The organism is Streptomyces alanosinicus, assembly GCF_014650595.1.
Classification (GTDB): domain Bacteria; phylum Actinomycetota; class Actinomycetes; order Streptomycetales; family Streptomycetaceae; genus Streptomyces; species Streptomyces alanosinicus.
Genome location: NZ_BMVG01000081.1, coordinates 1 through 11,573 on the forward strand (window position 1 = coordinate 1; position 11,573 = coordinate 11,573).

At 68.8% G+C, this 11,573-nt stretch carries 12 protein-coding genes and 1 pseudogene; 8 read left to right on the forward strand and 5 right to left on the reverse strand.

The annotated features are described in order from the left end of the window. Window positions 1–227 (reverse strand): transposase (locus IE277_RS45610; RefSeq protein ID WP_189959892.1); only part of this gene is annotated, 227 nt, incomplete at its 3' end. Between the two features lie 380 nt (window positions 228–607). Here IE277_RS45610 and IE277_RS45615 point away from each other — a divergent pair. The 3 genes from IE277_RS45615 to IE277_RS45625 all read left to right on the forward strand — a co-directional run bounded on the left by IE277_RS45615 (window position 608) and on the right by IE277_RS45625 (window position 4,196). Continuing rightward, complete coding sequence (locus tag IE277_RS45615; protein ID WP_189959894.1) at window positions 608–1,132, forward strand: PadR family transcriptional regulator; 525 nt, start codon at window positions 608–610, stop codon at window positions 1,130–1,132. Further along, window positions 1,129–1,824: an ABC transporter ATP-binding protein gene (locus IE277_RS45620; protein WP_189959896.1), complete on the forward strand. Its 696-nt coding sequence runs from the start codon at window positions 1,129–1,131 to the stop codon at window positions 1,822–1,824. Before IE277_RS45615 ends, IE277_RS45620 begins: the two co-directional genes overlap by 4 nt. A 65-nt stretch (window positions 1,825–1,889) precedes the next feature. Beyond that, window positions 1,890–4,196: an ABC transporter permease gene (locus IE277_RS45625; RefSeq protein WP_189959899.1), complete on the forward strand. Its 2,307-nt coding sequence runs from the start codon at window positions 1,890–1,892 to the stop codon at window positions 4,194–4,196. A gap of 36 nt (window positions 4,197–4,232) precedes the next feature. On the opposite strand, the gene IE277_RS45630 is transcribed toward IE277_RS45625, so the two are convergent. Then, complete coding sequence (locus IE277_RS45630; protein WP_189959901.1) at window positions 4,233–4,376, reverse strand: hypothetical protein; 144 nt, start codon at window positions 4,374–4,376, stop codon at window positions 4,233–4,235. Window positions 4,377–4,763: 387 nt separating this feature from the next. Between IE277_RS45630 and IE277_RS45635 the strand changes: the two genes are divergently transcribed. After that, on the forward strand, window positions 4,764–6,002 hold the full coding sequence (locus IE277_RS45635; RefSeq protein ID WP_189959911.1) for an IS701 family transposase: 1,239 nt from the start codon (window positions 4,764–4,766) through the stop codon (window positions 6,000–6,002). Window positions 6,003–6,121: 119 nt separating this feature from the next. On the opposite strand, the gene IE277_RS45640 is transcribed toward IE277_RS45635, so the two are convergent. Together IE277_RS45640 and IE277_RS45645 are read right to left on the reverse strand one after the other, a co-directional pair. Beyond that, window positions 6,122–6,703 carry a hypothetical protein gene (locus tag IE277_RS45640; protein ID WP_189959903.1) on the reverse strand — a complete coding sequence of 194 codons (582 nt, stop codon included), beginning with the start codon at window positions 6,701–6,703 and terminating at the stop codon, window positions 6,122–6,124. A 525-nt stretch (window positions 6,704–7,228) separates the two neighbouring features. After that, window positions 7,229–7,594, reverse strand: a complete 366-nt coding sequence (locus IE277_RS45645; RefSeq protein ID WP_229882562.1) for a hypothetical protein — start codon at window positions 7,592–7,594, stop codon at window positions 7,229–7,231. Window positions 7,595–7,674: 80 nt separating this feature from the next. Between IE277_RS45645 and IE277_RS45650 the strand changes: the two genes are divergently transcribed. Further along, window positions 7,675–8,898, forward strand: a complete 1,224-nt coding sequence (locus IE277_RS45650) for a glycoside hydrolase family 18 protein (RefSeq protein ID WP_189959905.1) — start codon at window positions 7,675–7,677, stop codon at window positions 8,896–8,898. Between the two features lie 105 nt (window positions 8,899–9,003). Beyond that, a complete protein-coding gene (locus tag IE277_RS45655) occupies window positions 9,004–9,315 on the forward strand; it encodes a hypothetical protein (protein ID WP_189959907.1) in 312 nt (103 codons plus the stop codon). Here IE277_RS45655 and IE277_RS45660 read toward each other — a convergent pair. Then, window positions 9,296–9,782 (reverse strand): annotated as a pseudogene (locus tag IE277_RS45660) (succinate dehydrogenase/fumarate reductase iron-sulfur subunit); the annotation flags it as partial. The gene IE277_RS45655 and the pseudogene IE277_RS45660 sit on opposite strands and share 20 nt — an antisense overlap. Before the next feature lie 277 nt (window positions 9,783–10,059). Here IE277_RS45660 and IE277_RS45665 point away from each other — a divergent pair. After that, the gene (locus tag IE277_RS45665; protein ID WP_229882563.1) at window positions 10,060–11,286 is read left to right on the forward strand and encodes a tyrosine-type recombinase/integrase; all 1,227 of its coding nucleotides are present in this window, start codon (window positions 10,060–10,062) and stop codon (window positions 11,284–11,286) included. After that, window positions 11,283–11,573, forward strand: a complete 291-nt coding sequence (locus IE277_RS45670; protein WP_189959909.1) for a hypothetical protein — start codon at window positions 11,283–11,285, stop codon at window positions 11,571–11,573. The genes IE277_RS45665 and IE277_RS45670 overlap by 4 nt, the downstream gene beginning before the upstream one ends.

Consider the following 11,573-nt stretch of genomic DNA (forward strand, 5'->3'; position numbering starts at 1 on the left):
AGACAGTCCCCGCCCAACGCGACAGCGAGTGCCACATCCAGCAGGACCTTGCCCGGATCATGCACCGCCCGCGGCCTGCGCCACGGTTCCAGCGCCGTCGATATCACCTGATCCAGACCGGACTTGCGGACCGTCTCCACCAGCAGCACACCGCCGGCCTGGGACACCACCCCGCGGCCACCGCCCTCGACGCGGAGACGCGGGTACGACCCGATACGCTTCTTCACCTGGAGAGTGCTTCTTTCCTGCGGCGACCTGGACCCTAGACAAGTCCCATCGTTGCAGGTCAGGGGCACTCTCCGCGTTTCTGATCATCCACCGGACACCCTGCCGCATGAAAGCGCGAGGCTAGACGGCAGGGCACGGCATTCGGAAAACATCGCTTCTCTCGCCGACGCCGTCGGCGCGCCGGGGATCCGCCCCGGCCTCCCTCACCCTGAGCGGCCTCGCTCTCAAGTGCCGGACGGGATGATTCCTCTTTGCTGAATCGTGACAAAGGGCTCCCACCTGCTCCCACCTGCTCCCACCTGTATGGACATACAACCCGCCATGATCTACACACTCAGCGTATACATAGCGCGTATACACGGTGTGTAGAGTGCTGCGCATGTCCATCGGCCACACCCTCCTCGGGCTCCTGGAGTCCGGCCCGCGTCACGGTTACGACCTGAAGCGGGCATTCGACGAGAAGTTCGGTCACGACCGGCCGCTGCATTACGGCCAGGTCTACTCGACGATGTCCCGCCTGCTGAAGAACGGGCTCGTCGAGGTCGACGGGATCGAGCCCGGCGGCGGGCCCGAGCGCAAGCGGTACGCGATCACGGACGCCGGGATCACCGACGTCGAGCGCTGGCTCGCGACGCCGGAGAAGCCCGAGCCGTACCTGCAGTCGTTGCTGTACAGCAAGGTCGTCCTCGCGCTGCTGACGCAGCGGGCCGCGGCCGACATCCTCGACACGCAGCGCTCCGAGCATCTGCGCGGCATGCGGATCCTGACCGACCGCAAGCGCCAGGGCGATTTCGCGGACCAGCTGATCTGCGATCACGCCCTGTTCCATCTGGAGGCGGATCTGCGCTGGCTGGAGCTGACCGCCGCGCGTCTGGACAAGCTCGCCGAGGCGGTGACCGCGTGACTCGTGTTTCTCCTCCCGGTTCCCTGCTCGCCGCCCAGGACCTGCGCAAGGCGTACGGACCGACCACCGCGCTCGACGGCGCCGACTTCTCCATCCACCCCGGTGAGGTCGTCGCCGTGATGGGCCCCTCCGGCTCCGGCAAGTCGACGCTGCTGCACTGCCTCGCCGGGATCGTGACGCCCGACTCCGGCTCCATCACCTACAACGGCCACGAACTGGCCACCATGAGCGACGCCCAGCGCAGCGCGCTGCGCCGCTCCGAGTTCGGCTTCGTGTTCCAGTTCGGCCAGCTGGTGCCGGAACTGACCTGCGTGGAGAACGTCGCGCTGCCGCTGCGCCTGAACGGCACCTCCCGCAAGGAGGCCGAGCGGGCCGCACTCCGGTGGATGGAGCGGCTGGAGGTCGACGACCTGCGCAAGAAGCGGCCCGGCGAGGTCTCCGGCGGTCAGGGGCAGCGGGTCGCCGTGGCCCGGGCGCTGGTCACGGGCCCCCGGGTGTTGTTCGCCGACGAGCCGACCGGCGCGCTGGACTCCCTCAATGGCGAGCGCGTGATGGGCCTGCTCACGGAGGCCGCCCGGTCGACCAACGCGGCCGTCGTGCTGGTCACGCACGAGGCCCGGGTCGCCGCCTACTCCGACCGCGAGGTCGTCGTACGCGACGGCAGGTCCCGGGACATGGAGCGCGCCATATGAGTGCACGGAGGGGGCACCGCCGGCTCAAGCGAAGCCGAGAGTGGGGGAGGTCCAGGGATCTGGCCATGGGGGTCCGGTTCGCCTTCACCGGCGGGCGGGAGGGGTGGGTGCGGATGCTCCTCACCGCCGTCGGCGTGGGGCTCGGCGTTGCGCTGCTGCTGCTGTTCACCGCGCTCCCGAACGCGCTGGCCGTCCGGCACGACCGCGAGACGGCGCGCACCGACCTGAGTTATGGCATGAAGACGCCGCTGAAGAAGGCGGACAACACCCTGGTGGTCGGCGAGGCCGGGACGGCCTTTGGTGACAAGGAGGTGCGGGGGCGGGAGCTGCAGCCCGAGGGCCCCAAGGCGCCCCGGCCGCCAGGGGTGTCGAAATTTCCCGGGGTGGGCGAGATAGTGGTCTCTCCCGCACTGAAGCGGCTGCTGCAGTCCGGCGAAGGGAAGCTGCTGCGCGAACGGCTGCCGGAGCGGATCGTCGGCACCATCGGCGAACCCGGACTGATCGGCGCCCAGGAACTCGCCTTCTACCGCGGCACCGACCACCTCGTGGTCAGGCAGGACAGGGGCGGGGTCGAACGCATCGACCGATTCGGCGCAGGGTTCAAGACCCCGGAGAAGAAGGACCCCGTCCTCGTCCTGCTCACCCTCGTCGTGTTCCTGGTGCTGCTGCTGCCGGTCGGCGTCTTCATCGCCACGGCCGTGCGCTTCGGCGGCGAGCGCCGCGACCGGCGACTCGCAGCCCTGCGGCTGGTGGGCTCGGACAGCCGGATGACCCGGCGGATCGCCGCAGGCGAAGCCCTCGCCGGCTCCGTGGCCGGCCTGGCCTTCGGCGCGGTCTTCTTCCTGCTCGTCCGGGAACTCTCCGGGTCCGTGGACCTGTTCGGCGTGAGCGTGTTCCCCAGCTATCTGATCCCCTCCTCCCTGCTCGTCCTGCTCATCGCGGTCGCGGTCCCGGCGGCCGCCGTGTTGGTCACCCTGTTCGCGCTGCGGGGCGTGCTGATCGAGCCGCTCGGCGTGGTGCGCGCCGCGAAGCCCCCGCGGCGCCGGCTGTGGTGGCGGATACTGCTGCCCGTGGGCGGGCTCGCACTGCTCTACCCGATGATCGGCAAGGACCGGTACGGCAGAGACTTCAACCAGTACCAGGTCACCGGTGGTGTCCTGCTGCTGCTCGTCGGGGTGACCGCGCTGCTGCCGTGGGTCGTGGAGAGGGCCGTGAACCGGCTCGGCTCCGGCGGGGTCGCCTGGCAACTGGCCATCCGCCGACTTCAGCTGAGCAGCGGAACGGCCGCCCGCATGGTCAACGGCATCGCGGTCGCGGTGGCGGGCGCCATCGCCCTGCAGATGCTGTTCTCCGGGCTGCAGGGCCAGTACACCAAGCACACCACCAACGACGTCACCCGGGCCCAGATGCACGCGGACCTATGGGACCAGGTCCCGCTCGCCCGGGCGGCGGCCGGCTTCAAGGCGACCAAGGGCGTCGCGAAGGTCTACGCGTTCGACGAGGGCTACGTCGCCGACCGGCGCAAGTTCGCCGAGAAAACCGCCCCGATCACCATGGCCGACTGCGCGTCCCTGCGCGAGGTGGCCGCCCTCCCCTCCTGCAAGGACGGTGACTCCTTCGTCATCCCGGCCGGCGGCGGCGAGGAGGTGGCGCCCGGCATGTCCAGGCCCGGCAGCACGCTGTGGTTCGACTCGATCGACGGCTCCGAGGGGACCGCTCACAGACCGGCGCCCTGGAAGGTACCGGCCGACATGAAGCGCGCGCGAGCGATCAAGGACCCGACCGGGGACAAGCGCAACGGCTTCCTGCTGACGCCGGGCGCCCTGCCCTCGGGCGGCGCACCTGGTCTGCACGGGCAGATCTACCTCGCGCTCGACCAGGGGCTGGCGACCGCGCCGGATCACGCGCGGAACACGGCCCGCCGTCTCGGTATGCCGATCGACCCAGTGACGCTGGTGTCCAGCAAGAGCGATGACACCTACGCCTCCATCCGCACCTTCCTGTTCGTCGGCGCCGCCGGCGTACTGGCACTGATCGGCGCGAGTCTGCTGGTCGCGCAGCTGGAGCAGCTGCGCGAACGCCGCAAACTGCTGTCGTCACTCATCGCCTTCGGCACCCGGCGCCGCACCCTGAGCCTGTCCGTGCTGTGGCAGACGGCGATCCCGATCGGCCTCGGCCTGGCGCTGGCCACCGCGGTCGGTCTGGCACTGGGCGCGGCACTGCTGAAGATGACGCACAAGCCGGTGGGCGTGGACTGGGCGAGCGTGCTGTCGATGACCGGCATCGCGACCGCCGTCGTCCTGCTGGTGACCGTGCTCAGCCTGCCACCACTGCTAAGGCTGATGCGCCCGGACGGCCTGCGCACCGAGTAGGCCACCGAAGGGCCCTTTCCACCGGGGAAGGGCCCTTCAGGCGTCCCGGTCCAGCACCCGCACCGACAGCCGCCGCAGGGTCTCGCGCAGGGCGCCCGCCAGTCCCTGGTCCACGGCGCCGCGTGCCGCACCGGTCCGTATGGCGAAGGCGATACGGCGACTGGGCGCGGGGCCGCGCACGAGCCGGTGAGGACCTGGCTGCTGCGGGCCGTCTCAGCTTGAGCGCGGTACGGCGGCAGGGTGCAGATCAAGCGTATGGACACCGTCGTACGAGTTCTGTTCGCTCTCGCGCGTGTGCAGGGCACCGCCTCGAAGGGGAGCGCTGGTCTTCCTGCCGGTGACCACCGCCGCCGAAAACCCGGCTGGGTGCGCAGAAGGTCGCGACCCAGCCGGACATCGCCCTGCTCGAACATGCCAAATGAGATGGCCTGTTTACTCCAGTTGCACTTCGCTATCGCTGCTGGTCAAAGGCTGATTTCTGAGCATACTCAGCTGACGCGTTGTCATGTGGCTGAAGTTCGTGACCCGTGGCTTGTGATCGCTGTTGTGCTGATCGTGCAAGACGATGTGCGGCCTGGTGTCTGGGCTTCGGAGCTTGAGGAGGTGCTGTTGTGGGTCGGTCACCGGTTCGGCCGGGTCGATCTGCGGCGGCGGATGCGGGACTACGTCCGTGGGCTGCTCGGTCCTGTCGGCCGCAAGAACGGCTGGCAGCTCGCCGAGTACGTCGGGCTCGACGGACCGGCCGGCCTGCAGCACCTGCTGAACCGGGCCCGGTGGGATCCGGATGAGGTCCGCGATGACCTGCAGGAATATGTGGCCGAGCGTCTCGGCGATGAAAGCGGTGTGCTGATCATCGACGAGACGGGCTTTCTCAAGAAGGGCACCGCTTCAGCGGGCGTGCAGCGGCAATACTCCGGCACGGCGGGACGCACGGAGAACTGCCAAGTCGCTGTGTTCGCCGCCTATGCCTCGTCTCGGGGCAGGACCTTGGTGGACCGGGAGCTATATCTGCCGAAGTCCTGGACGTCCGACCGGGAACGGTGCCGCGCGGCCGGGGTGCCCGATGCCCGGACCTTTGCCACCAAGACCGAGCTCGCCCGGAGCCTTGTCGCTCGGGCGCTTGCCTCAGCCCTGCCCATCGCGTGGGTGACGGCGGATGCTCTCTACGGCCAGGACTGGCATTTCCGCCGCATGCTCGAGGAGGCCGGGCTGGGCTACGTCGTCGCGGTCCCGAAATCGCAGCAGGTCAAGTCTTTGGCAGGCTGCTGGCGCATCGACCAGCTCATGGGTGATGCCCCTGGCGTAGCCTGGGAACGGCTCTCCTGCGGTGACGGAGCCAAGGGCCAGCGCATCTACGACTGGGCAGCCGCCCAGCTCCCGGCTGTTGCCTTCTTCGGTGGTGACGAGCCTTCCCACCACCGGTGGGTACTGGCCCGCCGCAGCATCGCTCACCCGGACGAGATCGCCTACTACCTGGCCTATGCGCCAAGCGGCACCGGTGTCGCGGAGCTGGTGCGGGTCGCCGGCTCCCGCTGGGCAATCGAGTCCTGCTTCCAGAGCGCCAAGAACGAGTGCGGCCTGGACCAGTACGAAGTCCGCCGCTACCCGGGCTGGTACCGGCACATCACTCTCGCGATGCTCGCCCATGCCTTCCTTGCCGTCACGGCATCCCAGGCCGACAACGCAAAGGGGGCCGCAGAAACGGATCTTTCCTCGTGCCACTCAGCATGGCAGAGATCCGCAGGCTCCTGGCGACTTGCCGGCCCAGGACAAGCCACCACCAACGGCACACCCATCATGCCCTGAGATGGTCGTGCTTCCGACGCCGACACCAGGCCACCGCCATGCGCTGTCACTACAAACGCCGCACCGCCAGTCACGAACTTCAGCCACATGACAACGCGTCAGCTAAGTATGCTCAGAAATCAGCCTTTGACCAGCGGCGATAGCGAAGTGCAACTGGAGTAATAGGCGATAACCGAACCGAGCGAGTGGCCGATCAGGACTCGGGTGTCGTCATCGACCAGCTTCCCGAGCCGCCGCAGCGCGGCTTCCTTGGTTGCTGGGTCGGTGAGATAGTCCGACACCTGCCGGAGGTTGCCGATGAACGCGCGCTGTGTCAGTCCCGCGAAGGTGCGGGAGCGCAGCAACTGCCTGGGCATGAACGCCGTGGCCGCCCGGTGCACGCCCATGGCGCGCTCCGGCGGGGCGAGGCCGGGTTCCTTTTCGAGCGCAGCGTCGTAGAAGGCCGTCAGCAAGTCGCGGTCGAGGCCCGGCCGGATGTCGTCCGGGCCATAGGCCGGTTCGCCGAACGCCAATGCGGCAGTCGGCCGGAAGAGGTCCCCGAAGAACGCGACCCGCAAGTCTCCCTCGCCCAGCGCGTCGGCCACGCCTTCCCAACCGGCCAGCTCCAAGCCGCCCCGCAACGCGTCGAACCAGCACGATCCGAGTTCGTACGAGCTGACGAACTGTTGCGCGATTCTATGGACGCCGACAATGGCCCCCATACCTCGATTCTGCTCTCAGCGGTCACCGCCCGCACCTACTTACCTGCTGCGCGGGTTGTCGACCCAAGCGGCGGGTTCTCGCCCGGCTGACCATTGAAAAGGCGACTACCACCGCACTCATCCTTCCGGTCGGAGACAGGCTGTCGGCGGCGGCTGAACTTCGAGCAACGCCGAGACAGGCCGTACCGAGCGAGCCGAGGACGCGCTCGCTGGCCAGAGGGCAGTGCACTTTGCCCTTCGACCGGGATCTGAAGGTGCAGCGCCTCGCGAGGACCCAGGCTGAGGGACAACCGCGTCTCTCCCCCCGCCCTCGCCGAAGTGGTCGTAGTGCAGGAACACAAAGGCTGCCGTGCTCGACATCCTGTGCCACGTCGTAGCACGAGCACCGCGTGCCGGAGCATGCCTAGTGTCCGTGAGCGGCCTGGATGCTGATCCGGTGACGGCCAGGAGGCGGGCGAGGAACTCGCGTCAGCCCCGCGAGGACGGCTGCGTGCACTGCCTCGCCAGCGACGCGGAAGGTCAGGGTCAGCGGCCTATGCTGTGGCGCTTGGTGACCTTCGTTCGTCGTCGTGCGGACTGGGATCGCTGTCGTCGAGTGCGGCGCAGGTAGCCGTATCCGGCCAGTACGACGGCCGTGACCCCCACGAGGAGCGGCAGTACGAGGTCGGCCGTGGACGTCCCGTCCTGCTCGGGCGCGGAGGCGCCCGCGACCGTCCCGGCGGTCGCCACCGGAACCGGATCCCGGGCGGCGACCGTCATCACCGGCAACATCAGCCACCCGACCCCGACCACGGCACCCAGCACGGCATACGCCACCCGCACCCGTATGTGCGCCTTGGCTATGTAAGCCCTGGCGCGCCGGGGCCGGCCCCGGATGAGGGAGGACGTCACATTTCGGAGCGCATGGGGAGGTAGGCGCCTCCGCGAGCGGGACGGATACGGGTGGGGGACGAGACGGACAGGGGGCAAGAATGGACGGCAGGGGAAGGGTCGCGGAGGTCGTCGATGGTGGGGGCACGGCGGAGGGGCCACCCGCACCCGACGTCGAAAGCCGCACAGGCCGCACGGGCCGCACAGGCCGCACAGGCCGCACGGGCCGCACAGGCCGCACGGGCCGTTCGGGTGGTGCGGGTGGGAACGACGTCCCCGCCGAAGGCGAAGGCGCGGCGCGCCACCGAAACCCTCGCCGCACCCTCCGCCGCTACACCCTCGCCGCCCTCGTGACCCTCCTCACGCTGGTCCTCCTCTCCCTCCTCACCGCCGAAACAGCTCTACGCCTCAACTACACCGGCACCCCCAAACCCGGCACCACCACCCGCCGGCAGGACGCCCTCTGGCTGGGCCACGCCTGGGTCGACGGCCGTAAGACGGACAAGGACGTCCAAGCCCTCGCCCATCGTCTGAAGAGCACCGGTATCCGCGACCTGTACATCCACTCCGGCCCCCTGGAACACAACGGCACGCTGCCCGACTCCGCCTACCCGAAGGCCCGTTGGCTGATATCGGCTCTCCACAGGGCGGCGCCCGGCGTCCGTGTCCAGGCCTGGCTCGGCGACAAGCTGGCCGGCGAGAGCCTCGACGGGCTCCGCCTGGACCGACCCGCCACCCGCACCGCGATCCTCGCCTCCACGCGCCGCGTCCTCGCCACCGGTTTCGACGGCGTCCACTTCGACCTGGAGCCGCTGCACTCCGGTGACCGCGACTACCTCGCCCTCCTCGACGACCTGCGCGCCCTCACCCATGCCCGGCACGCCGTCCTCTCCGTCGCCGCCCACCAGATCGACCCGCTGCCCGCGTTCCACTCCTTCTGGGGCGCGACCACCGGGCACCCCAAGTGGTGGTCGCAGGCGTACTTCGGGCAGGTGGCCCGCCGGGTGGACCAGATCGCCGTCATGTCGTACGACACCATGCAGCCGCTGCAGAGTCTCTACGGCGGCTACGTGGCCGAGCAGACCAGCCTCGCCCTGGAGGTCACCCCCGACACCACCGACCTCCTCATGGGCCTGCCCTTCTACCACGAGAACCGTTTCGGCCACCGGGCCCGCGCGGAGACCGTCCCTGCCGCCGTACGCGGTGTCCGCCTCGGCCTGTCCCGCACCGACGCCGACCGTGTCCGCTTCGGCGTCGCCCTGTACGTCGACTTCGCGGCGACGGAGGAGGACTGGCGGGCCTACGAGGAGATGTGGGTTCGATGACGGGGTGCGTCGCGGAAGATGGCACTTCCCTTTGACGGAATCCATGCGCGCCATAGCGGAACACAACCTGTCCCAGGCTCTGAGTCTCGTGACACAATGATCGTCATGAACATGTACCTGATGGTGGGCGCCCCGGTGGTCCTCGGGCTGCTCGCGGTGGTCGGGATCGCGAGCGTCACGACCGGCTGGGTCGTGCCCTGGGCCCGCGCCCGGGTGCTGCGTCCGAAGCTGTCGGGCTACGGCGCGCTGCTGAGCGCGGCGGGCTGGGCGGTCTTCATCTACCTGGGCCCGCTCGGCCAGGGGTACGGCGTCCTTGCCTGGAGCGGCTGGCTCGCCGCCATGGCCGGCCTGGGCCTGCAGGTGCTGGCCCAGCGCCCCGGCCGCGGTGTTCGCGGTGCTACGGCGCCCGCCTCCTGATCTTTGAGCCGAGCCACACCAGCGGGTCGTACTTGCGGTCGACCGCCCGCTCCTTCATCGGGATCAGGGCGTTGTCCGTGATGCGGATGCCCTCGGGACAGACCTCCGTGCAGCACTTGGTGATGTTGCAGTAGCCGAGGTCGTGTTCGTCCTGGGCCGTGCGCCCCCCGGTCCAGGCCCGTCCCGGCGGCCGCGTCCAGCGGGTGCATGTCGAGTTCGGCGATCCGCATCAGGAAGCGCGGGCCCGCGAAAGCGGTCTTGTTCTCCTCGTGGTGGCGGACGACATGGCAGGTGTCCTGGCACAGGAAGCACTCGATGCACTTGCGGAACTCCTGCGAGCGGTCCACGTCCTCCTGCATCATCCGGTACTGCCCGGGGCCGAGTCCGGCCGGCGGTACGAACGCCGGGACCTCCCTGGCCTTCTGGTAGTTGAAGCCGACGTCGGTCACCAGGTCCTTAGCGGCCGGCCTCCTCAACCTGCGAACACCTTCGCCCAGCGAACCGTCAGGTAACCCCACAGGACGGAACGGGTGTCGCGCGCGGTGTCCGGATACGGCGAAGGGCCCGGCTGCGCCCGGGCCCTTCGGTCAGTAGCGGGGACAGGATTTGAACCTGCGGTGTATTGACCGAACCAACTTCGCATTTTCGCAGGTCAGAGGCTGTTTCTGTTAAGTTCCCGCAGTGCGTGATGCAAGGACACTTGAACGAGATCTGAAGACCTTTGTGCTGCCCGAGATCGGACGGTTGCAATCGACGGGAGACGTCTGGGAGCCGTACCGGCTCATCGACCCGAAGGGTCGACGCGTCGAACCGGTCGCGGTCTACTTCAAGGACCTGCTCGCCGCACACAGCCCTGCCACCACGTTGTACTCGTACGGCAACGACCTGCTCCGCTGGTGGCGATTCCTGTGGGCCCACGGCATCGAGTGGGATCGCGCCGTCCGTGAGGACGCCCGCGACTTCACCCTGTGGATGCAGCTCGCCGACAAGCCCGTACGCGTGCACTGGCGGCACCGCGGCAAGGCCCTCTCAGAGGTACCCCGGCGCAAGCCACAGGCCCTCGCCCCGGGCACGCCGAACCCCGTGACCGGGAAACCGACGATCGGCAAGAAGTGCGCGCCCAGCGCCCGGGCCCACTGCGAAACCGTGCTGCGGACTTTCTACGACTTCCACCTCGGCCTGAACAGCGGCCAGCTGCTGGTCAATCCGTTCCCTCTGGACCGCAACCGCCGAAAGGGCCGGCCTCACGCCCACCACAACCCGGCCGACGACTTCAAGCACGAGCGGACCGGCCGCTACCGGCCGACCGTCCCGGAACGGATCCCCCGCCGAATACCGGACGACAAGTACACCGAGGTCTTTGCCGGCCTGCGCTCGCACCGCGACCGCGCCCTGCTCGCCTTCTGGGTCTCCAGCGCCGCCCGCTCGGAGGAGTTGCTGACCGCGACCGAACGCAACGCCCTGCCCGGCCAGCAGCTCATCGGCGTGATCCGCAAAGGCACCAGGGACTATCAGCAACTCCCCGCTTCGCCTGACGCGTTCGTCTGGCTCCGGCTCTACCAGGAAGAAGCCTGGAAGAAGGGCGTCCCCCGAGGCCGCGACCAGCTGTTGTGGTGGACTCTGCGGCGCCCCTGGCGGCCTCTTCAGTACGACACGGCCCGCATGATGTTCAACCGCGCCAACGAGCTCCTGGGTGCGAACTGGACCCTCCATGACCTGCGGCACACTGCTACCTACCGCATGACCGAGGATCCCGAAATGTCGCTGGTCTACGTTCAGCACATCCTCGGCCACAAGGACCAGCGCACGCTCCAGAAGTACCTCCGCCCGAGCCGGGACGAGGTCATCTCGGCAGGTCTGGCGCATCACGCCCGGCGGGAGGCGAAGAAGCTCGCACCGCCGCCGGCTCCCGCAGCCTCCGCCTACAACGAGGACTCGCTGAACACCCTCTTCGGAGGGCTCGTCGCATGACCACCGCAACGCTCACAGCGCCGCCGGAGACCACGCGCAAGCTGGCCGGCGCCGAGGCCGCCACGCTTCTGCAGAAGTTCCCGCCTCGCCGGAACCCCGAGACCTGGCACATGACCGAAGCCGACACCAACTACATCCTGGACTCCCTCGGCCGCACACCTCTTCGCGCTGAAGGCAAGAGCGCACAGTTCACGCGCATGGTCGGCGCGCGCGCGATCCTGGCCTGGCTCAGCTTGTTCCTTATCGTCGGCCATTACGCAGAGCGACGAGTGTCTCGGGTCGTTTGA